The organism is Rhodococcus sp. NS-SX18 (assembly GCF_057367935.1).
Map to the genome: position 1 here is coordinate 2,095,431 of NZ_CM170633.1, position 20,816 is coordinate 2,116,246.

20 protein-coding genes, 2 tRNA genes and 1 pseudogene are annotated in these 20,816 nt (G+C 68.4%); 13 read left to right on the plus strand and 10 right to left on the minus strand.

Features of this window, described 5'->3' with window-relative positions:
• Window positions 1-28 precede the first annotated feature (28 nt).
• From AC2IPW_RS09790 to AC2IPW_RS09810, 5 genes are all read left to right on the plus strand, one after another.
• The gene (locus tag AC2IPW_RS09790; protein ID WP_486376780.1) at window positions 29-1,408 is read left to right on the plus strand and encodes an MBL fold metallo-hydrolase; all 1,380 of its coding nucleotides are present in this window, start codon (window positions 29-31) and stop codon (window positions 1,406-1,408) included.
• 35 nt (window positions 1,409-1,443) lie between these two features.
• Window positions 1,444-1,818, plus strand: coding sequence for a thioredoxin (gene trxA, locus AC2IPW_RS09795; protein WP_003938122.1), 375 nt, complete (start codon window positions 1,444-1,446; stop codon window positions 1,816-1,818).
• A gap of 32 nt (window positions 1,819-1,850) precedes the next feature.
• Window positions 1,851-2,021, plus strand: coding sequence for a hypothetical protein (locus AC2IPW_RS09800; protein ID WP_003938123.1), 171 nt, complete (start codon window positions 1,851-1,853; stop codon window positions 2,019-2,021).
• Between the two features lie 168 nt (window positions 2,022-2,189).
• Window positions 2,190-3,581, plus strand: coding sequence for a wax ester/triacylglycerol synthase family O-acyltransferase (locus AC2IPW_RS09805; RefSeq protein WP_486376781.1), 1,392 nt, complete (start codon window positions 2,190-2,192; stop codon window positions 3,579-3,581).
• 59 nt (window positions 3,582-3,640) lie between these two features.
• Window positions 3,641-4,009, plus strand: a complete 369-nt coding sequence (locus AC2IPW_RS09810) for a carboxymuconolactone decarboxylase family protein (protein ID WP_003938125.1) — start codon at window positions 3,641-3,643, stop codon at window positions 4,007-4,009.
• Window positions 4,010-4,017: 8 nt separating this feature from the next.
• Here the strand turns inward: AC2IPW_RS09810 and AC2IPW_RS09815 are convergent.
• Window positions 4,018-4,091 (minus strand) — tRNA-Gly (locus tag AC2IPW_RS09815).
• 137 nt (window positions 4,092-4,228) lie between these two features.
• On the opposite strand from AC2IPW_RS09815, the gene AC2IPW_RS09820 reads away from it, so the two are divergent.
• The 5 genes from AC2IPW_RS09820 to clpX all read left to right on the plus strand — a co-directional run bounded on the left by AC2IPW_RS09820 (window position 4,229) and on the right by clpX (window position 8,831).
• A tRNA-Pro gene (locus tag AC2IPW_RS09820) sits at window positions 4,229-4,305 on the plus strand.
• A gap of 99 nt (window positions 4,306-4,404) precedes the next feature.
• Complete coding sequence (tig, locus tag AC2IPW_RS09825) at window positions 4,405-5,781, plus strand: trigger factor (RefSeq protein ID WP_416063341.1); 1,377 nt, start codon at window positions 4,405-4,407, stop codon at window positions 5,779-5,781.
• Between the two features lie 181 nt (window positions 5,782-5,962).
• Entirely contained in the window at window positions 5,963-6,589 is a 627-nt protein-coding gene (locus AC2IPW_RS09830; protein ID WP_003938127.1) for an ATP-dependent Clp protease proteolytic subunit, read from the plus strand.
• A 49-nt stretch (window positions 6,590-6,638) separates the two neighbouring features.
• The gene (locus AC2IPW_RS09835; protein WP_003938128.1) at window positions 6,639-7,325 is read left to right on the plus strand and encodes an ATP-dependent Clp protease proteolytic subunit; all 687 of its coding nucleotides are present in this window, start codon (window positions 6,639-6,641) and stop codon (window positions 7,323-7,325) included.
• Between the two features lie 228 nt (window positions 7,326-7,553).
• Complete coding sequence (clpX, locus tag AC2IPW_RS09840; protein ID WP_003938129.1) at window positions 7,554-8,831, plus strand: ATP-dependent Clp protease ATP-binding subunit ClpX; 1,278 nt, start codon at window positions 7,554-7,556, stop codon at window positions 8,829-8,831.
• 128 nt (window positions 8,832-8,959) lie between these two features.
• On the opposite strand, the gene AC2IPW_RS09845 is transcribed toward clpX, so the two are convergent.
• Complete coding sequence (locus AC2IPW_RS09845) at window positions 8,960-10,303, minus strand: MFS transporter (protein WP_289377775.1); 1,344 nt, start codon at window positions 10,301-10,303, stop codon at window positions 8,960-8,962.
• 165 nt (window positions 10,304-10,468) lie between these two features.
• Window positions 10,469-11,119 (minus strand): TetR/AcrR family transcriptional regulator, encoded by a 651-nt coding sequence (locus tag AC2IPW_RS09850; protein WP_003938131.1) that lies wholly within the window; start codon window positions 11,117-11,119, stop codon window positions 10,469-10,471.
• A 100-nt stretch (window positions 11,120-11,219) separates the two neighbouring features.
• Here AC2IPW_RS09850 and AC2IPW_RS09855 point away from each other — a divergent pair, with 100 nt between their 5' ends.
• Entirely contained in the window at window positions 11,220-12,092 is an 873-nt protein-coding gene (locus tag AC2IPW_RS09855) for a shikimate dehydrogenase (protein WP_003938132.1), read from the plus strand.
• A gap of 25 nt (window positions 12,093-12,117) precedes the next feature.
• On the opposite strand, the gene AC2IPW_RS09860 is transcribed toward AC2IPW_RS09855, so the two are convergent.
• Entirely contained in the window at window positions 12,118-12,759 is a 642-nt protein-coding gene (locus AC2IPW_RS09860; RefSeq protein WP_486376782.1) for a TetR/AcrR family transcriptional regulator, read from the minus strand.
• A 63-nt stretch (window positions 12,760-12,822) separates the two neighbouring features.
• Here AC2IPW_RS09860 and AC2IPW_RS09865 point away from each other — a divergent pair, with 63 nt between their 5' ends.
• Window positions 12,823-13,998: an alpha/beta hydrolase family protein gene (locus AC2IPW_RS09865; protein ID WP_486376783.1), complete on the plus strand. Its 1,176-nt coding sequence runs from the start codon at window positions 12,823-12,825 to the stop codon at window positions 13,996-13,998.
• A gap of 16 nt (window positions 13,999-14,014) precedes the next feature.
• Here the strand turns inward: AC2IPW_RS09865 and fdhD are convergent, their stop codons facing one another.
• Complete coding sequence (gene fdhD / locus AC2IPW_RS09870; RefSeq protein WP_486376784.1) at window positions 14,015-14,827, minus strand: formate dehydrogenase accessory sulfurtransferase FdhD; 813 nt, start codon at window positions 14,825-14,827, stop codon at window positions 14,015-14,017.
• Window positions 14,828-14,892: 65 nt separating this feature from the next.
• Window positions 14,893-15,243, minus strand: a pseudogene (locus AC2IPW_RS09875) (hypothetical protein); the annotation flags it as partial.
• Between the two features lie 239 nt (window positions 15,244-15,482).
• Between AC2IPW_RS09875 and AC2IPW_RS09880 the strand changes: the two are divergent.
• Window positions 15,483-16,835 carry an ammonium transporter gene (locus AC2IPW_RS09880; RefSeq protein WP_486376785.1) on the plus strand — a complete coding sequence of 451 codons (1,353 nt, stop codon included), beginning with the start codon at window positions 15,483-15,485 and terminating at the stop codon, window positions 16,833-16,835.
• Between the two features lie 153 nt (window positions 16,836-16,988).
• On the opposite strand, the gene AC2IPW_RS09885 is transcribed toward AC2IPW_RS09880, so the two are convergent.
• From AC2IPW_RS09885 to AC2IPW_RS09900, 4 genes are all read right to left on the minus strand, one after another.
• On the minus strand, window positions 16,989-17,636 hold the full coding sequence (locus tag AC2IPW_RS09885; protein WP_054374234.1) for a helix-turn-helix domain-containing protein: 648 nt from the start codon (window positions 17,634-17,636) through the stop codon (window positions 16,989-16,991).
• Window positions 17,637-17,769: 133 nt separating this feature from the next.
• Window positions 17,770-19,095: an FMN-binding glutamate synthase family protein gene (locus tag AC2IPW_RS09890; RefSeq protein ID WP_450119917.1), complete on the minus strand. Its 1,326-nt coding sequence runs from the start codon at window positions 19,093-19,095 to the stop codon at window positions 17,770-17,772.
• Between the two features lie 24 nt (window positions 19,096-19,119).
• Window positions 19,120-19,848 (minus strand): protein glxC, encoded by a 729-nt coding sequence (locus AC2IPW_RS09895; RefSeq protein WP_486376786.1) that lies wholly within the window; start codon window positions 19,846-19,848, stop codon window positions 19,120-19,122.
• Between the two features lie 44 nt (window positions 19,849-19,892).
• The gene (locus AC2IPW_RS09900; RefSeq protein WP_003938141.1) at window positions 19,893-20,780 is read right to left on the minus strand and encodes a class II glutamine amidotransferase domain-containing protein; all 888 of its coding nucleotides are present in this window, start codon (window positions 20,778-20,780) and stop codon (window positions 19,893-19,895) included.
• Window positions 20,781-20,816: the final 36 nt, after the last annotated feature.

Genomic DNA, 20,816 nt, shown 5'->3' on the forward strand with positions numbered 1-20,816 from the left:
CTTCGTGACCGAGGAGAGGGAGAACCGAATGATTCTCGAGCAGTACTACATCGAGTGCCTGTCGCACGCGTCGTACCTGATCGGTGACGAGGGCACCGGCCGGGCGGTCGTGGTCGATCCGCGCCGCGATGTCGGCGAGTACCTCGACGACGCCCGTCGGCACGGGCTGACCATCGAGGGTGTGATCAACACCCACTTCCACGCCGATTTCGTCTCCGGGCACCTCGAGTTGGTGGAGGCGACCGGGGCGTGGATCGGGTTCGGCGAGGCCGCCGAGACCGACTACCCGATCCGCCGGCTGCGCGACGGGGAGCACCTGTCCCTCGGGGAGGTGGACCTCGAGATCCTGGCCACCCCGGGGCACACCTGGGAGTCGATCTCGGTGCTGGTGCGTGAGCATCCGGGCGCCACGCCGACGGCGGTGCTGACCGGCGATTCGCTGTTCATCGGGGACGTGGGCCGGCCCGATCTGGTCAACCTGGGGGAGTCGTCGACCGAGGATCTGGCCCGGGCGATGTACCACACGGTGCACGAGAAGCTGCTGACCCTGCCCGATGCGGTCACCGTGATGCCCGCGCACGGCGCCGGCTCGTCGTGCGGGAAGAACCTGTCGGCGGAGCTGACCTCGACGATCGGGGAGCAGCGGGTGAGCAACCCGTCGGTGCAGCCGATGAGCGAGGACGCGTTCGTCGCGCTGGTCACCGAGGGTCAGCCCGCGGCCCCGTCCTACTTCTCGGTCGACGCCGCGATGAACAAGCGGATACACCCGCTTCTGGTGCAGGATCGCGCGATTCCCGAGTTGAGCCCGGAACAGGTCAAGGCCGAGCTTGCCGCCGGGACGCGGGTGCTCGATGCGCGCAGCGTCGACGACTTCGCCGCGGGGCATCTGGCCGGGTCGGTCAACGTCGGGTTCGACGGGCGGTTCGCCGAGACCGGGGGGATGGTCGCCGAGGTGGGGGAGCCGATCGTGTTGATCACCTACCCGGGGCAGGAGCAGGACGCGGCGGTGCGGCTGGCCCGGATCGGGTCGGACAATGCGTTGGGGTATCTGACGGTCGGGTCCGACGGGGTGTTCCCGGCGGAGCTGGCGGAGCTGGTGGTCCCGGCGCCGCGCACCACCGTCGAGCAGCTCGAGGCGTTGCTCGCCGCGGACGCGGTGACGCTGGTCGACATCCGCAATCCCGGGGAGCGGGAGTTCGGGACGATTCCGGGGGCGGTGCCGATTCCGTTGGCGCAGCTGCGGGCGCGACTGGCGCAGGTGCCCACGGGGAAGCCGATCGTGGTGCACTGTGCCGGGGGGTGGCGGTCGAGTGTGGCCGCGTCGCTGCTGCGGGCGCAGGGCTTCGAGAACGTGTCGGACCTGCTCGGCGGGTACAACGCCTGGGCCGACGCCCACGTCCCCGCCTGACCGGCGCCGACGAGAACGAAAGGAACTCTTCTCCGATGGCAACGAAGAATCTCACCCTCGCGGACTTCGAGTCCACGATCCTCGGCAACGACATCGTCCTCGTCGACTTCTGGGCCTCGTGGTGCGGTCCGTGCCGAGCCTTCGCCCCGGTGTTCGAGAAGTCGTCGCAGGGGCACCCGGACATCGTGCACGCCAAGGTCGACACCGAGACCGAGCAGCAGCTCGCCGCGATGGCCGACATCCGCTCGATTCCGACGATCATGGCGTTCCGAGAGGGCGTCCTGGTCTTCGCCCAGCCCGGCGCCCTGCCCGCGGCCGCCCTCGAAGACCTCATCGGGCAGATCGAAGCGCTGGACATGACCGAGGTCCATGCTCGGATCGCCGACCAGAAGGCCGCCGCCGGCGCCTGACCGCCAACCCTTTCACCCCCAGGAGGACCCCCATGTGTTACCCCGTGACCTGCCCGAACTGTGGAAAGACCGGCTGGGACGGCTGCGGCCAGCATGTCGACGCCGTGATGCGTACCGTGCCCGCACCCGAGCGCTGCACCTGCGGCCAGGACACCACCCCCGGTGCGCAGACGCACACCCTCGGTGGGCTCTTCCGCCGCTGACCGCACCTCGACGAGACTGCGCTCCACCGCACTCTCCGCCGCGGCGACACCCCGCCCTGCTCGAGCAGGGCGGGGTGTTCGCGTCGCGCTCCGAGGGCCAATGACCCTTCCGCGGTCCGCGTGCCGATGAAAAACTCGTAGACGCCCACTCGAGAAGGGACGTCCGTGGTGAACAGAGTGATGGGGCCGGTGGACACCATCTGGCTCAACATGGATCGGCCCGAGAACCTCATGATCATCGACTCGCTGATGTTCTTCGAGGGGCCCGTGGACTGGTCGCGCGTGGTGTCCCTCGTGCAACGCCGATTCGTCGACGCCTACCCCGCATTCCGGCAACGCCCGGTGCAACCGCGCACCCACATCGGGTCGCCGCACTGGGAGGACGATCCGGCGTTCGAACTCGACAACCACCTGATCCGGACGACCCTGCCCCGCAGTGACGACGCGACCCTGCAGCAGTACATCGAGCAGCGGATGCCGGTGCCGTTCGATCGTTACCACCCCCTGTGGGAGATGCACCTCATCGACGGATACCGGCACGGAGCCGTCGTCTACACCCGGCTCCACCACTGCATCGCCGACGGCATCGCGCTCAACCAGGTGATGCTCTCGATGACCGGCGAGACTCCGGACAGTGACCTCGACGCCCCCGCGGCCGCCGAGCCCGAGCACCGTGCCGGTCTTCTCGAGGGCGCGGCCAAACTGGCCGGCACCGCGATATCGACCACCGCCGGTGCCGCATCCGGAGTCGCCCATATGCTGTGGGACCTGCCCAAACTGTTCGATCCGCATGTCCTCGGCGACGCCTTCACCCAGATAGAACGCACCGGCGAGATCGCGGACAAGCTCGTGCTCGGACCCAAACCGCACACGCCGCTCAGCGGCCGACCCGGAACGGCCAAGCGCGCGGTGTGGTGCGAGCCCTTTCCGCTCGACGACATCAAGCACATCGGTCACGGGACCGGCACCACCGTCAACGACGTGCTCATGGGTGCCGTCGCCGGCGCACTCGCGACGTACATCCGTGAGCACGGCGGCGAGCCGCAGGACGTACCCACGATGGTGCCCGTCAACGTTCGCCCCCTCGACCAGCCCCTCCCGAAGGAACTCGGGAACCAGTTCGCTCTGGTGCTCTTCAAATACCCGTCGGGGCTGGCGACTCCGCTCGAACGCATCGTCGAGACCCATCGGCGTATGGAGGTCATCAAGCACTCTCCCGAGGTGACACTCACCTTCGGCTTGATCAAGGCGATCGGGCGGACCGGCCCGGAACTGGAGAGGTTCTTCGTGGACTTCTTCTCCGACAAGGCCATCGGAGTCACCACCAACGTTCCCGGCCCGACGAGCGACCGATACCTGGGAGGGACGAAGATCCGCGGTGTGCTCGCCTGGGTGCCCGGCGCAGGTGAGCAGACCCTGGGCGTCTCGATCTTCAGCTACAGCGGAAAGGTCCGGGTCGGATTCAAGGCGGACGCGGACCGGGTGCCCGATCCCGAGAATCTCGTCCGCGCTTTCACCGACGAGATCGACGGGCTGCTGCGGCTCTCGCATGCTGTGTGACGCGCCCTGAATCCGCCGATTCGGCGCCCGCGCCGGGTGTGGATGTCTACCGTCGGCTCATGGGCGAGCACGGGCACTACCAGGAAATCCTCAACGAATTGAATCCGCAGCACCGCGCGCTGCGCGCGGCGATCCCCGAGGTCTATCAGGGTTTCAACGCACTGAGCAAGGCCGCCTTCGCTCCCGGAGCCCTCGATACCAAGACCAAGGAACTGATCGCGCTCGCCATCGGCGTCGTCGACGAATGCGACGGCTGCATCGCCTCCCATGCGCGCAGCGCCGTCCGTGCCGGGGCGAGCAGACAGGAGGCGGCCGAGGCGATCGGCGTCGCATTCCTCATGCAGGGAGGTCCCGCGACGATCTACGGTTCGCGGGCGTACACCGCGTTCTGCGAATTCGCCGACGCCGAGGAACAGCGGGACCGGTGACGGTCCGGTGGAGGGGATGACGGGAATCGAACCCGCGTAGCCAGTTTGGAAGACTGGGGCTCTACCATTGAGCTACATCCCCATGCATGCGATCGACCCGGGTTTCCGGGTCCGCCGCGTGCAGGAACAGACTGTACCCAACCTCGCTTTGGATTTCATAATCGGGGGGCCGTAGGATTCTCCCGCGGGTCCCCGGAAGGTTCCGGGTGCCGGTGTCGACGGGATGTGGCGCAGCTTGGTAGCGCATCCGCTTTGGGAGCGGAGGGTCGCAGGTTCGAATCCTGTCATCCCGACCAGGAGGAACCGGGTGGGACCGCGCACCCGGCGACAGCTTGATCGAACGACACACGAGCACGAACAGAACGACACACGAGCACGACAGAAGGAGCATGTCCGTGAAGAGCACCGTCGAGCAGCTCAGCCCGACGCGAGTCCGTATCAACGTTGAGGTGCCCTTCGAGGAGCTCCAGCCTGATTTCGACCGCGCGTTCAAGGCTCTCGCCAGCCAGGTCCGACTTCCCGGCTTCCGGCCGGGCAAGGCTCCGCGCAAGCTGCTCGAGGCCCGCGTCGGGCGTGGCGCCGTGCTCGAGCAGGTCGTCAACGACGCCATCCCGGCCCGCTACAGCGAGGCCGTGACCGCCAACGAGGTCAAGGTCCTCGGCCAGCCCGAGGTCGACATCACCAAGCTCGAGGACAACGTCGAGCTCGTCTTCACCGCCGAGGTGGACGTCCGGCCGGAGATCACCCTGCCCGACTTCTCCTCCATCGAGGTAACCGTCGATCCCGTGGAGATCACCGACGAGGCCGTCGAGGAGCAGCTGCTGTCCCTGCGTCAGCGCTTCGGCACCCTCACCGGTGTCGAGCGGCCGGTGCAGGACGGTGACTTCGTGTCCATCGATCTGTCCGCGACCGTCGGCGGCGAGGAGGTCCCCGAGGCCTCCACCACCGGTCTGTCCCACGAGGTGGGTTCGGGTCAGCTCATCGACGGCCTCGACGAGGCGCTCGTCGGCATGTCCGCGGGCGAGTCGAAGGAGTTCACCACGACGCTGGTCGCCGGTGACCACGCCGGCGACGAGGCCGTCGTCACCGTCACCGTGAACAGCGTCAAGGAGCGCGAGCTGCCCGCCGAGGACGACGAGTTCGCCCAGCTCGCGAGCGAGTTCGACACCCTCGACGAGCTCAAGGCGGATCTGCGCGAGCGGGTCTCCCGGGTCAAGAAGGTCGAGCAGGCCGGTCAGATCCGCGACAAGGTTCTCGACGTGCTGCTCGAGACCGTCGAGGTGCCGCTGCCCGAGGCCGTCGTCCAGGCCGAGATCGACGGCGCCCTGCACGACGCCATCCACGCGCTCGATCACGACGAGACCAAGCTGAACGAGCTCCTCGAGGAACAGGGCTCGAGCCGCGAGGAGTTCGACAAGGACACCCGTGAGTCGGCCGAGCGTGCCGTGAAGGTGCAGCTGCTGCTCGACGCGATCGCCGAGGCCGAAGGCACCACCGTCGAGCAGGAAGAGCTCACCGAGCGCATCTTCTTCCAGGCGCAGCGCTACGGGATCCCGCCGGAGCAGTTCATCCAGCAGATCGGCCAGGCGAACCAGCTCGGCGCCGTCTACGCAGACGTCCGTCGCGGCAAGGCCCTCGGCAGCGTCGTGGACCGCGCCACCGTCACCGACACCAGTGGCGCCACGGTCGACACCTCCGAGCTGTTCGGCACGAAGAGCAACGACGAGTCCGAGGACGCCGAGGCTTCGGCCGGCGAGGGCGAATCCGAGTAGCCGGTCGAGATCCGTTGCCGCACCGCGCGATTGCACGCGGGGCGTGGCAACGGTCCGCCACCGGGTACACCGAGTGGAAATTTCCGCTTTGAGCGAAGTGGGGCGGCACCGGGCATCCGGTGCCGCCCCACTTCGTTACTGTCAGTGTCAGCAATCCACGATTGACGAGAAGGCAGGTACCGTGACTCCTCAGAATCCGGCGACATCCATCGGTCCCACGATGACCTCGGCCACCGCTGGGCTCAACCTCAGCGACTCGGTCTACGAGCGGCTGCTGCGCGAGCGGATCATCTTCCTCGGTACCCAGGTCGACGACGACATCGCGAACAAGCTCTGCGCGCAGATCCTGCTGCTGTCCGCGGAGGATCCGACTCGCGACATCTCGCTCTACATCAACTCCCCGGGTGGATCCGTCACAGCAGGCATGGCGATCTACGACACCATGAAGTTCGTCGAGTGCGACGTGGCGACCTTCGCGATGGGTCTGGCTGCCTCCATGGGGCAGTTCCTGCTCTCGGCCGGCACGCGGGGCAAGCGGTACGCGCTGCCGCACGCGCGGATCATGATGCACCAGCCGTCCGCCGGCATCGGCGGTACCGCCAGCGACATCGCGATCATGGCGGAACAGTTCGCGCACACCAAGCGGGAGATGGCGGAACTGATCGCCGAGCACACCGGCCAGACCGTCGAGCAGATCACGAAGGACTCGGACCGCGACCGCTGGTTCACCGCCAAGGAAGCGCTCGAGTACGGCTTCGTCGATCACGTCGTCTCGCGGGCGCAGCAGGCCGGCGGCACCGGCAACTAGTTCCGAGCCCCCCGATCCGCTCTACGCCCCACGAATTCCTGGAGAAGCGATGACCAACCTGTTCGATCCGCGCCAGCTCGGCGGCCAAGCTGCTGCCGCCCCGGGGGGCACCGCCCCCGCATCCCCGGCGAGCCGCTACATCCTGCCTTCGTTCATCGAGCATTCGAGTTACGGAGTCAAGGAGTCCAACCCGTACAACAAGCTCTTCGAGGAACGGATCATCTTCCTCGGCGTGCAGGTGGACGACGCGTCCGCAAACGACGTCATGGCTCAGCTGCTGGTGCTCGAGTCGCTGGACCCCGACCGCGACATCACGATGTACATCAACTCGCCCGGCGGCTCCTTCACGTCGCTGATGGCGATCTACGACACCATGCAGTACGTGCGTGCCGACATCACCACCGTCTGCCTCGGCCAGGCCGCATCGGCGGCGGCGGTGCTGCTCGCTGCCGGTACCCCCGGTAAGCGGCTCGCCCTGCCCAACGCCCGCGTGCTCATCCACCAGCCCGCCACCGGCGGCATCCAGGGCCAGGTGTCCGACTTGGAGATCCAGGCAGCGGAGATCGAGCGCATGCGCCGCCTGATGGAGACGACGCTGGCCAAGCACACCGGCAAGGATCCCGATCAGATCCGCAAGGACACCGACCGCGACAAGATCCTCACCGCCGCGGAGGCCGTCGACTACGGTCTGATCGACAACGTGCTCGAGTACCGCAAGCTCTCGGCCCAGAAGTAACCGCCTCGGCCCGGCCCGGAGTGCGCCCCGCGCGCCTTCGTGGCCGGGCCGGTGTGCTCGCGCGGCATTGCCGCTGCGCCGCACAAATAATGGCCCGAATCGCCCGGAACCGGTCGACCGCCGTCGCTGTCTCCGGGTACGGTCGTTCCAAGGGCCCGCTCCCCGGACCGGCGCTGTCGGCGGTCGCGGGATCGGTTGCACGCTCACGAGGAAGTAGGGACCTGACAGATGGCACGTATCGGTGACGGGGGCGACCTGCTCAAATGTTCTTTCTGCGGAAAGAGCCAGAAGCAGGTCAAGAAGCTCATTGCGGGCCCAGGGGTCTACATCTGCGACGAGTGCATCGACCTGTGCAACGAGATCATCGAGGAAGAGCTGGCCGAGTCCAACGAGGTCAAGCTCGACGAGTTGCCCAAGCCGGCCGAGATCCGCGAGTTCCTCGACAACTACGTCATCGGGCAGGACTCCGCGAAGCGGACCCTCGCGGTGGCGGTCTACAACCACTACAAGCGCATCCAGGCGGGCGAGAAGGCGCGCGACACGCGTGGCGAGTCGGTCGAGCTGGCCAAGTCGAACATCCTGCTGCTCGGACCCACCGGCTGCGGCAAGACGTATCTGGCGCAGACCCTCGCGAAGATGCTGAACGTGCCTTTCGCAATCGCCGACGCCACCGCGCTGACCGAGGCCGGCTATGTCGGTGAGGACGTCGAGAACATTCTCCTCAAACTCATCCAGGCGGCCGACTACGACGTCAAGCGCGCCGAGACCGGGATCATCTACATCGACGAGGTCGACAAGATCGCCCGCAAGAGCGAGAACCCGTCCATCACCCGCGACGTGTCCGGTGAGGGCGTCCAGCAGGCGCTGCTGAAGATTCTCGAGGGCACCCAGGCGTCGGTGCCGCCGCAGGGCGGGCGCAAGCACCCGCACCAGGAGTTCATCCAGATCGACACCACCAACGTGCTGTTCATCGTCGCCGGTGCCTTCGCCGGACTCGAGCGGATCGTCTCGGACCGGGTGGGCAAGCGCGGAATCGGCTTCGGCGCCGAGGTGAAGTCGAAGGCCGAGATCGATACCACCGATCACTTCGCCGAGGTCATGCCCGAAGACCTGATCAAGTTCGGGCTCATCCCCGAGTTCATCGGTCGCCTGCCCGTCGTCGCCTCGGTGACGAACCTCGACAAGGATTCGCTCGTGCAGATCCTGTCGGAGCCGAAGAACGCACTCGTCAAGCAGTACGTCCGGCTCTTCGAAATGGACGGGGTGGAACTCGAGTTCACCCAGGACGGCCTGGAAGCGGTCGCCGACCAGGCGATTCTGCGTGGTACCGGTGCCCGCGGTCTGCGCGCCATCATGGAAGAGGTCCTGCTGCCGGTGATGTACGACATCCCGAGCCGCGACGACGTCGCCAAGGTGGTCGTCACCGCCGAAACCGTCAACGACAACGTGCTTCCCACGATCGTGCCGCGCAAGCCCGAGCGCGAGCGCCGCGACAAGACCGCCTGATCGCGGAACACGAGTAGGCCCCGGCAGATGTGCCGGGGCCTACTCGTATGCGCGGAACCTGTACGACCGAATGTCACATCGCATCGATGTCATCGACGCGATGTGACATTGGGTCCCTACGGGAAGGGTCAGATCCGGTTGCCGAGCTCGCGCAGCGGGGTGCGGAAGGTCTCCTTCGCGGACAGTGCGGAGACCGCACACACCAGGCAGGCGCCGGAGGTCAGGATCGCGACGGGCAGCCAGTTCGTCGGGTCGCCGCCCATGAGCGCGGTGCCGATGGCGGGTGCGAAACCGGCGATGGCGAAGCCGAGCTGGGTTCCGATCGCCATACCGGAGTAGCGGACCTTCGTGTTGAACATCTCGGCGTAGAACGACGGCCAGATCGCGTTGGGTGCGGCGTAGAGCAGACCCATCAGGACGATGCCGGCGGCGAAGATCAGCGCGACGTTGCCGGTCGAAATGGCCTGGAAGTACACGAAGACGAACACCGCCGAGCCGAGGACGCCGGTGACGAAGACGGGCTTACGGCCGACCCGATCCGACAGAGCGGCGAGGGCGGGCTGGCTGAACAGGGCGACGGCGTTGGCGGCGATCGCGACCGCGAGCATCGTCGACTTGGCGATGCCCACTTCCTCGCTGGTCGCGAACGCCAGGCCGAAGACGGCGAAGATCGTGCTCACGACGGCGACGAAGGCGCAGAAGATCACGCGGGCCAGGTTGGCGGAGTGGGTTCGCAGCAGGTCGGCCACCGGCAGCTTGGCGACGTGGTCGGCCTTCTTGGTCTCCGCGAATTCCTCCGGCTCCTCGAGCTTGAGGCGCATGACGTACGCGGCGACGAGCACGAGCAGGCTGCCCCAGAACGGGACGCGCCAGCCCCAGCTGTAGAGGATGTCGTCGGGCATGGCCGCGACGGGCAGGAACACCAGGCTGGCGAGGATGAAGCCGGCCTGGGTGCCGTTGAGGGTCCAGCTCGCGAAGAACGCGCGACGGTTCTGCGGGGCGTGCTCGAGGGTCAGCGAGCTGGCGCCGGACTGCTCGCCGGCGGCGGAGATGCCTTGGAAGATGCGCATCAGGACGAGCAGTGCGGGCGCCAGTACGCCGATCGACTCGGCGCTGGGGATCAGGCCGATGCCGAAGGTGGCGACACCCATCAGGATGAGGGTGAACAGCATGACGTTCTTGCGTCCGACCCGGTCACCGAAGTGGCCGAGGACCACGGCGCCGAGGGGCCGCGCGACGTAGGCGACGCCGAAGGTCGACAGGGAGAGCAGTGCCGCGTGTCCGCTGTCGGGGAAGAACACCGTCGGGAAGATCAGGGCAGCGGCGGAGGCGTAGATGTAGAAGTCGTAGTACTCGAGCATGCTGCCGAGAAAGGCCGACGACGCCGCGCGCTTGACCTTGGTGGTGTCGTGCGGGCGGGCAGCGGTCGTCATACCGGAATTCTCCGGTGTGTCGAGGGTGTGCGCGGTCATCGCGTCTCCTGTGCGGAAAAGATGGGGGATGTTCGAGATACGAACCCGGGTTCGTTCTGCGTCGTTCCGAATGTAGGCGCCATCACACGTCCACCGCAAGATGTATGAACTAGATAGTTCATAAATTTTCGGGAAGCGCGCCCGCACGCTGCGGCGCAGGGTTCGTCAGGCGGGCGCGGTCGTCAGGTAGGCGACCACGAGATCGCCCAGCATCCGCCGGTGCCGGGTCCGCAGTTCGTCCGTGGCGAGGTCCTGGTCGAACAGTGCCTGCCAGGTGTACCGGTTGGCGGTGCGGAAGACGCAGAAGCTGCTGATCACGAGGTGGATGTCGAGAGCGTCCACGCCGTCGCGGAAGATTCCGTCGTCCCGGCCGCGTTCGAGGATGCCGGTGAGCACGTCGACGGCGGGCGCTCCCAGGCCGGCGAGCCGGGTCGACCGGCGGATGTGCTCACCGCGGAGCATGTTCTCGTTGGCGACGATGCGAATGAAGTCGGGATGCTGGTCGTGATGGTCGAACGTGGCCTCGGCCAGCGTGCGGATGGCTTCCACGGGGCCGAGGTCTGCGAGGTCCAGCTCGCGTTCCTGGGCGCGGATCGTTCCGTACGAGTTCTCGAGGACGGCCCGGTAGAGGCCCTCCTTGTCGCCGAAGTAGTAGTAGATCATCCGCTTGGTGGTCTGCGTGCGCTCGGCGATCTCGTCGACCCGGGCTCCGGACAGCCCCTTGTCCGCGAACTCCGCCGTAGCCACCTCGAGGATGTTCTCCCTGGTGAGGTCGCTGTTGCGACGGCGTCGGCCGGTGGTCTGCTCGGTTGCCATGGCGCCACCTTAGCGACCGGGTGTTGTGTCGGCCCCGCCCTGGCCGTACGCTACGTCTTGTAACTCACTAGTTCGTACATTGCGCTGGGAAGGGCCCGCCATGACCGACTCCATCCTCTGCGGCCTCATCGGAACCGGCATCGGTGCGTCGCTGACCCCGCCCATGCACGAGGTGGAGGGTGCGCGGCAGGGCTTGCGCTACGTCTACAAGATCATCGACCTCGACGTGCTGGGTCTGGCGGTGGCCGATCTGCCGCGGCTGCTCCGCTCCGCGCACGACCTCGGCTTCCGCGGTCTGAACATCACCCATCCGTGCAAGCAGGCGGTCATCGAGCACCTCGACGACCTCTCCCCGGAGGCGAGCCGGCTCGGTGCCGTCAACACCGTCCTCTTCGACGGAGGCCGGGCGATCGGGCACAACACCGACTGGTCCGGATTCGGTCGCAACTTCGACCGGGGCCTGGGCGGTGTCGCCCTCGACAGAGTGGTCCAGCTCGGCGCCGGGGGAGCCGGTGCGGCGGTCGCCTACGCGGTGCTCACCCGCGGGGCGCGCGAGTTCACCGTCGTCGACCCCGACCTCGCACGAGCCACCGCCCTGCGTGACAAGCTGACCGTGTTGTTCCCGGGCGCCGACGTCGGTTCGGCGACGCCGGACGAGCTGCCCCGGCTGCTGGCCGCCGCCGACGGCCTCGTCCACGCGACGCCCGTCGGCATGGCCGCCCACCCCGGGACGGCCTTCGATCCGGCGCTGCTGCGTCCCGACCTGTGGGTCGCCGAGGTCGTCTACCGGCCCATCGAGACCGAACTCGTCCTGCGCGCCCGGGCGCTCGGCGCCCCGACGCTGACCGGGGCGGGCATGGCGGTCTTCCAGGCCGTCGATGCATTCCGCATCTTCACCGGTGTGGAACCCGATGCCGATCGGATGCTCGCGCACATGACCTCGCTGATCGAAGCGGAGAAGGTCGCCGTCTGACCCGCACCTCCCGGGGACGCCCCGGTCACCGTCCGGGCACGCGGAGCATCGCACATGCCAGGTCGACGATCTCCGACTCGAACGCCCCCAATTCCGGCGCTTCCCCCACGTCGTGGGCGCGTTCCCAGGCGGCGTAGGAGCCGATGACGAACCGCACCGTCAGGCCGACCCGGCGCTGGGCCTCGGCCTCTGCCAGCTCGAGACTGTGCACGATCGCCTCGAACAGGGACGTGAGCACTGCGAGCGACTCGTCGGTCGGGTAGTAGTCCGCACGGGACGCGTTCGCGGCGGGGGCTGTCAGGAACTCCAGTGGCGCCACGGCGAGCCACTGCTCGTTGAACCGTGCCCAGTAGCTGGGGCGGCCGCGGGCGACCTCGGTCGTGAGCGGGTGGACGTAGGCGAAGACCAGTCGCTCCAGGCGTGGCGGTGTGTCGAGGCGGGCAGCGTCCACGAGGGCGGCCCGTTCCGCGTTGACCCGCGGTGCGTGCCGGGTCCACACCGCATCGAGCAGTCCGTGCCACGATCCGAAGTGGTACGCGACGGCCGAATTGTTGCGTTGGCCCGCAGCTTTGACGACCTCCCGCGCCGAGACGCCGTGGATGCCGCGGTGCGCGATCAGTTCCTCCGCGGCGTCGAGTAGAGCGAGACGACCCGTTGACACGACCATGACGTCCACTGTACTAAGAAGCTCAACTTTCCATTTAATACGAGCATCTTAACGGAGGAACTCGTGGCTGGTCTTTCCGGTAGGCGCGTCGTCGTCGCGCTCGCTCTGTCCTCGATGCTGGCTGCAACGGCGTGTTCGGAGGCGGAGCAGCCGCCGTCCGAGCCCGCGCCCGGTGCGCTCGTCAGCTCCCGTCCCCTGACCACCGCTGCGGCACTGCCCAGTGCGGCGCGTACCGAACTGATCACCTACCTGTCCGAGGATGCGGCCGGCCGCACCATCCTCGTATCCGGGACGGTCGCCGTCCCCCGCGGCGATGCTCCCGACGGCGGGTGGCCGGTGATCAGCTGGGCCCACGGCACCACCGGTGTCGGGGACGCGTGCGCCCCGTCCGCCGACACGGTCGGCGGACCCGCACACGGCTACCTGTCCCGCACCACCGCCATGCTCGATCGGTGGGTCGCGGACGGCTACGTCGTCGTGCAGACGGACTACGAGGGTCTCGGCACACCCGGCGGCCATCCGTACATGAACGGCGACAGCGCCGCGAACACCGTCGTCGACATCGTGCGTGCGGCCCGCGAAGCCGACCCCGCCATCGGCACCCGATGGACGGCGATGGGGCACAGCCAGGGCGGGCACGCCGCGCTGTTCACCGCCGCGCACGGCGCCGAACGCGCCCCCGAACTCGAACTGCAGGGAGCGGTCGCCTACGCCCCGGGCAGCCGCACCAGCGAGACGGCCGCCTACTTCGAAACCGGCGGTCCGGGCATCGCACAGGCTCTGAGCTTCCTGCCCGTTCTCCTGCTCGGCGCCGAGGCCGCGGACCCGGACATCTCCGCCGACGCGATGCTCACCGACGCCTCCCGCCCGCTGCTCGCGGCGGCACGCACCGGATGCATGGACGACGTGCGCGCCGCGGCCACAACCGTGCCGGTGGACCAGGTGTTCGCACCCGGCGCCGACGTCGGTCGCTTGACCGAGTACTTCGCCACGCAGGAGCCCGAGGCCTTGACGCTGACCGTGCCGACCCTCGTCGTGCAGGGGACGACCGACGTGCTCGTGTCCCGCCAGGTCACCGACGAGGTCACGAAGTCGCTGTGCGGCAACGGATCCTCGCTCTCGTACGAGGTCTACGACGGTGCCGACCACCGCGGCGTGCTCGAGGCCGCCCACGACGACGTGCGCTCGTTCGTCGAGAAGGTGAGCTCCGGCGAGGCGCCGGCGGCGGTCTGCAGCTGACGGGCGTGCCGTCGACTCACGCGACGGTGCCGGTGTAGACGTTCATCGAGTCGCCGCGGAGGAAGCCGACCAGTGTCAGGCCCGCCTCCGCGGCGAGATCGACCGCGAGCGACGACGGGGCCGACACCGCGCCGAGCGCCGGCACCCCCGCCATCACGGCCTTCTGTACCAGCTCGAAGGACGCCCGGCCGCTGACGACGAGCACACTGTCCGACAACGGGATCCGGTTCTCGGTCAGTGCCCAGCCGAGCACCTTGTCGACCGCGTTGTGCCGGCCCACGTCCTCCCGCAGCGCCCGCAGAGTGCCGTCGGGGGTGAACAGCGCTGCCGCGTGCAGGCCCCCGGTGCTCTGGAAAACCTTCTGCCGCTGCCGCATCCGGGGAGGCATGCCGACCAGGGCGCGGGCGGAGATCGTGAAGCCGTCGGTCAGGGGGAACCGGGTACGGGTGCGCACCTGATCGAGGGACTCCTTCCCGCACACTCCGCACGCGGAACTCGTGACGAAGTTACGTGCGCCCGCCCCGTCCGGCACCGCGACGCCGGGCGCGAGCTGCACGTCGAGCACGTTGTACGTGTTGGCGCCGGTGTCGTCGACCCCGTCGCAGTAGCGCACCACGGCGACGTCCTCTCGGCCGCCGATGATGCCCTCCGCGAGCAGGAAGCCGTGGGTGAGTTCCACGTCGTGTCCCGGGGTCCGCATGGTCACCGTGAGGGCGCGGCCGTCCAGGCGGATCTCGAGCGGTTCCTCCACCGCGAGGCTGTCCGGCCGGCGTGCCTGCCCGTCCGCGGTGATCCGCAGGACGGCCCGGCGGGTGGTGACTCGTCCCATCAGTCGGTCCCGGCCGGTTCGAGCCGCACGACAACGGCTTCGGAGACCGCGGTGTCGGGCTTCGCGGGCATGTTGTCGGTGCCGTAGCTGCGGATCGGCAGGTGGTAGAGGAACGCGGCCTCCTTGCTGGTGCGGCCGGAGGTGTAGAAGACGGCGTGGTCCGGGGTGGTGCCGTTCTCGCAGGACTCCGCGGGTTTGCGATGGCCGGGGGTCTCGGGCCGTGCACTGCCCGGGCAGTCGATGCCGTGACGCTGGTTCGGACGCGGCAGCGTCGCGGCGGTGCGGGCGACGCCCATCCGTTCGCAGGCGTGCTTCAGTGACACCAGGACCGCCGGGACGCCGGCGGCATGGTCCTTCGGCTCGGTGAGGTCGAGGTCGGATTCCACGATGTCGTGCAGCGAACCGTGTCGCGTCATGTGTCCATCCTCACCCGCGGGAGATGCGTATACCGGTTCGAACGCTACCGGGCGTGGCCGAGCGGGCGCTGGGCGGTCGCGGTTCCCGAGGGCGAGCCGCCGTTACACGAAGTTCACCGGCGACTCCCACGCTCATTACACAGCAGGTTCACTCTCAGGTGACGGTGATTAACAACATAAGACAGTCACCGCGACACGTACGAGGGGCGATCCCTCGGGACTGAACAAGGTGGACACCTATGGAAGAGGCAATTGCTGCCGCCGACACCGCCTGGATTCTCGCGGCCTTCACGGCGGTCTCGCTGATGGTTCCCGGGCTCGCGCTGTTCTACGGCGGCATGGTGAGCGTCCGCAGCACGCTCAACATGATCATGATGACATTTGCAGGATTCGCGCTGGTCGGAGTCCTGTGGGTGTTGTTCGGCTACTCGGCCGTGCTCGGAAACTCGCTCGGCGGTGCCGGACTGCTCGGCAACCCCCTCGAGTATCTCGGGCTCGGCCAGCTGCTCGAGGCGCCGGCCGAACCGGGACTGCCCCCGGCCCTGATAGCAGGATTCCAGCTGCTGTTCGCAGGCATCACCGTCGCGCTCGTGTGTGGCGCCCTCGCCGACCGCATGAAGTTCTCGGCCTGGATGGTGTTCGCCGGGCTGTGGGCGGTGCTGGTGTACTTCCCCGTCGCGCACTGGGTGTTCGCGTTCGACTCGGAGGACGGGTCGATCGTCGGCGGTTGGATCGCCAACACCCTCGGTGCGGTCGACTTCGCCGGCGGCACCGCCGTGCACATCAACGCCGGCATCGCGGCGCTCGCCGTGATCCTCGTCCTCGGCAAGCGCCGCTCGTTCCTCAATCCGCCTCGGCCGCACAGTCTTCCGCTGACCGTTCTCGGCGCCGGCATTCTGTTCTTCGGCTGGTTCGGCTTCAACGGTGGTTCCGCGCTCGCCGCGAACAACAGTGCCTCCGTCGTGGTGCTCAACACCCTCGCCGCGGCGTGCGCCGGCATCTGTGGCTGGCTGATCGTCGAGAAGCTGCGGGAGGGCCACGCCACCACCCTCGGTGCGGCGTCCGGCCTCATCGCCGCCCTCGTCGCTATCACCCCGGCCTGCGGTGCGGTCTCGCCGATCGGTGCGCTCGTCGTCGGTGCCCTGGCCGGCGCGCTGTGCTGCTTCGCGATCTCGCTGAAGTTCCGCCTGGGCTACGACGACGCGCTCGACGTCGTGGGCATCCACCTCGTCGGCGGCGTCCTGGGCACGATTCTCATCGGATTGCTGGCCGTACCGGCGGCGCCGAGCGGTGCGACCGGGCTCTTCTACGGCGGCGGATTCGGCCTGCTGGGCACCCAGACCGTCGCCGTGCTCGCGGTGCTGACCTATTCCTTCGCGGTCACCTGGATCATCGCCAAGGGTCTCGACCTGGCCATGGGCCTGCGCGTCGACCCGGAGACCGAATACGAAGGCCTCGACGTCGTCGTGCACGGCGAAACTGCGTACGTCCTCGACGCGGTGGGATTCTCCGGCACGTCCCGCCCGGAGGCGGCGTCAGTGGCCGAGGCCGCGACGGTCCTCACGTCGAAGGCCGCCGCCGAGAAGATCTGAGCGAAAGAGCCGGCCGAGCGAGGCCCCCGCTCCGGCGGGGGTCTCGTCGGCGTGAGCGGGAGGTTCTCCCGACGAGCGGGCGGTGGTGGCGGTCGGCACCCGCGAAACGCCGCGACCTCCTCCCGCTCGCCGTTCTCCCGATCGCCGCGGCGGTCAGTCCTGGTGTTTGTCGGGATACGCGGTGACGGCGAGGAACCGGATCGGCAGGGTGACGAGTTCGTTCGGTCCGTGGATGCCCTCACCGTCGAGCAGCAGGGCGTCGCCCGGCTGGAGCCGGTACTCGGATTCGCCATGCCCGTAGACCATCTCGCCCTCGAGCATGTAGAGCAGCTCGGTTCCCGGGTGCTGGAACAGGGGGAAGACCTCGCTCGCGTCGGTGAGCGTCACCAGTACCGGCTCGAGCCGCTTGTGCTGACCCCGCAGCGTGCCGAGGAGTTCGTAGTGGTGCCCGACGCGGGTACCGCGGCCGACGATCTCCGCGCCCTGCCCGGCCTTGACGAACACCGCCTCGCGTTGCGCGTCGGCGCCCCGGAACAGCGACGTCACCGGGACGTCGAGACCTGCCGCCAGGCGAGCGAGAGTCGACAGGCTGCACGATGTCTGGGCATTCTCGATCTTCGACAGCATCGCCTTGGAGATGCCCACCTTCGCGGCCATGTCGCCCACGGAGAGCCCGCTGGCGATCCGCAGCTTGCGGACCTCGCGGGCGATGGCGCGTTCCAGGTCCACCCCGGTCGGGGTGTCGCGCGGGACCTCCCGGCCCGGCGCGTCGTGCAGTACGGGACGCTCGGGGCTGCTCATGTCCTCACTGTACGTGTTGTTTCCCGACAGTGGACGGTCGTGCGGGGGCGCACATGCGAAAGCGAGCGAATGTGCCTTGCCGTCGGACAGGCCGACAGCAAGGCACATTCGCTCGGTGGGAGGCGGGAGCGGCTCAGAAGCCTCGGCCGGGAATCCAGTCGGTGCCGGCCAGCGGCACGCGCGCCATGGCGGCCGACTCGAGCGTCAGGGCCACCAGGTCCTGGGGCTCGAGGTTGCGCAGGTGGGACTTGCCGCAGGCACGCGCGATGGTCTGTGCCTCCATGGTGAGCACGCGCAGGTAGTTCGCGAGTCGTCGGCCGCCCTCGACCGGATCGAACCGGGCCTGCAGCTCCGGATCCTGCGTGGTGATGCCCGCCGGGTCCTTGCCGTCCTGGAAGTCGTCGTAGAACCCGGCGGCGGAGCCGAGTTTCTCGTATTCCGAATGGAATCGGGGGTCGTTGTCGCCCAACGCGATCAACGCGGCGGTGCCGATCGCGACGGCGTCCGCGCCGAGGGCCATGGCCTTGGCGACGTCCGCACCCGAGCGGATGCCGCCGGAGACGACGAGCTGCACGCCGCCCGGGGTGCGGTGCATCCCCAGCTCCTGCAGCGCTTGCACGGCCTGCGGGATCGCGGCGAGCGTCGGGATCCCGACGTGTTCGATGAACACGTCCTGCGTGGCCGCCGTGCCGCCCTGCATGCCGTCGACGACGACGACGTCGGCGCCGGCCTTCACGGCGAGCTTGACGTCGTAGTAGGTCCGGGTCGCGCCCACCTTCACATAGATCGGCTTCTCCCACCCGGTGATCTCCCGCAGCTCGATGATCTTGATCGCGAGGTCGTCCGGACCGGTCCAGTCGGGGTGCCGGCACGCGCTGCGCTGATCGATCCCGACCGGCAGGGTGCGCATTCCGGCGACGCGCTCGGTGATCTTCTGACCGAGCAGCATGCCGCCGCCCCCGGGCTTGGCTCCCTGGCCGAGGACGACCTCGATCGCATCGGCCTTGCGAAGGTCGTCGGGGTTCATCCCGTAGCGCGACGGCAGGTACTGGTAGACGAGGTGCTTGGACTGGCCGCGTTCCTCCGGCGTCATCCCACCGTCGCCGGTGGTGGTGGAGGTGCCGACCTCGCTCGCGCCGCGCCCGAGCGCCTCCTTCGCCCGGCCGGACAGCGCCCCGAAGCTCATCCCGGCGATGGTCACCGGGATGTCCAGGTGCAGTGGGTACTTCGCGTGCCGGTCGCCGAGGACCACGTCGGTCTCACACTTCTCGCGATAACCCTCGAGGGGGTATCGCGACATCGACGCGCCGAGGAACAGCAGGTCGTCGAAGTGCGGAAGCTTGCGCTTGGCGCCCCATCCACGGATGTCGTAGATGCCGGTGTCGGCGGCACGCTGGATCTCGTGGATGACGTTGCGGTCGAAGGTGGCCGACTCACGAAGTCCGGGCTGGAAGGTCATGGGAGTCTCCTGAATACGGTGCGATCAGTACGCCGAGGCGTTGTCGACGTGGAAGTGGTAGAGCCCGCGGGCCGAGCCGTAGCGGGTGAACTCGGCCGGGTCGGCGTCGAAGCCGGCCGCCCGGAGGAGGTCGCGCAGTTCCTCGAGGTGCTCGGGCCGCATCTCCTTCTTCACGCAGTCCGCGCCGAGGGAGGCGACGGTGCCGCGCACGTAGATGCGTGTCTCGTACAACGAATCTCCGAGGGCCTCACCGGCATCGCCGAGGACGACGAGCCGCCCGGCCTGTCCCATGAAGGCGCTCATGTGGCCGATGCTGCCGCCGACGACGATGTCCACGCCCTTCATGGAGATGCCGCAGCGGGCGGCGGCGTTGCCCTCGATCACCAGCAACCCGCCGTGGGCCGTGGCGCCGGCGGACTGGGAGGCGTTCCCGGTGACGCGCACCGTGCCCGACATCATGTTCTCGGCGACGCCGACCCCGGCGTTGCCCGCCACGGTGACGGTCGCGTGCTTGTTCATTCCGGCGGCGTAGTAGCCGACGTGGCCTTCGATGCGCACGTCGATCGGCCGGTCGAGCCCGCACGCGAGGGCGTGCTTGCCCTGGGGATTGGTGACGGTCACCGACGCGGGCGCCTCGGTGGCCTGCAGTGCGGCGTTCAGTTCGCGCGTGGTGGTGACGTCGAGGTCGTACGTCGTGGTGGCGGCAGGGGTCTCGGCAGGCAGGGTTTCGGCAGGCAGGGTTTCGGCAGGCATGGTCGTCTCCGGCGTCGAAGCGGTGGGGGAAGCGTCGGTACTGGTCAGCGGTGCCATACGTAGACCCGCTCCGGCTCGGGTTCGAAGATGTGGGCGTCCGCGATGCCGGGCAGACCGGCGAGGGCCCGGAACTCGGAGGCCATCGCGACGTACGCGTCGGTCTCGGCGACGATCGCGGGCTTGCACGCGATCGGATCACGCACGACGGCGAAGGAGTCGGACGTCGACACGAGCAGGGTGTAGAACCCGTCGAAGCGGTCTCCGAGCAGCCGCAGGGCCTTCTCGAGGTCGGCGCCTTCGGCGAGGTGCTTGGCGACGAATCGCGCCCCGACCTCGGTGTCGTTCGCGCTGTCGAACGCCACCCCCTCGGCCTCGAGTTCCCGCTTGACCGACAGGTGGTTGGAGAACGAGCCGTTGTGCACCAGGCACTGATCCGGGCCGACGGCGAACGGGTGCGAACCGGCGGCGGTGACGGCCGATTCGGTGGCCATGCGGGTGTGGCCGACGCCCTGCCATCCGGAGGCGACGGGGATCCCGAAGCGCTCGGCCAGCGCCACCGGGTCACCCATGCCCTTGAGGACGGTGACGTCGTCGCCGAAGCCGATGAGCGTGGCGCCGGGATCGACAGCGCGGACTGTGTCGGCGAGCAGCTGCGCCGGAACCGGCGCGTGCAGCACCGTGGTGGGTGCCAGGTCGATGCCGGTCACGCTCACCCCGAGTGCGGCACCCACGGTGGCGGCGAGGTCCGGGGCGGCGCCGAGCAGGGACACCGAGGTGTGGCCGGCGGGGGAGAAGGTGGGGTCGCCGTAGAGGGCGACCCCGGCCGAATCCGGCCCCCGGTCGACCATCTGGCCGAGCATGCCGGTCAGCAGGCTGCCCAGGCGGGGGGCGAGGGCGGCGTCACGCAGGTGAAGCCCGACGATTCCGCACATGGGTCGTCTCTCCTTTTCGATCGTCGTTCGCGGTGA